The following is a 312-nucleotide window of genomic DNA, read 5'->3' as shown; positions in this document are numbered from 1 at the left end:
TTGGCGTGTTTGTCAAACATCATGAGTGCACTTTTTCCTTTTAAATAACCCATGAAACTCGAAACACTTATCCTTGGTGGAATACTTACTAACATGTGTACATGGTCTGGCATTAAGTGACCCTCGATAATTTCAACTCCTTTATAACTACACAAGCGATGAAATATTTCGCCTAAACTACTTCGATATTGATTATAGATAACTTTTCGTCTATACTTAGGGGTGAACACAATGTGATACTTACAATGCCACTTTGTGTGCGATAAACTATGAGCCTTTTGTGCCATATTTTTCTCCTTTCGCTTTACAATT

At 35.9% G+C, this 312-nt stretch carries 1 protein-coding gene; it reads right to left on the bottom strand.

Going from position 1 to position 312, the window contains the following annotated elements:
* Positions 1-287, bottom strand: a 287-nt coding sequence (gene tnpA / locus HT721_RS10770; protein WP_173214649.1) for an IS200/IS605 family transposase, incomplete at its 3' end; no start/stop codon positions are given.
* Between the last annotated feature and the right edge of the window lie 25 nt (positions 288-312).

The organism is Streptococcus sp. 4094 (genome assembly GCF_013277125.1).
GTDB lineage: Bacteria > Bacillota > Bacilli > Lactobacillales > Streptococcaceae > Streptococcus.
The sequence above is the reverse complement of the archived record's forward strand: the minus strand, read 5'-3'. Positions and strand labels throughout refer to the sequence as shown.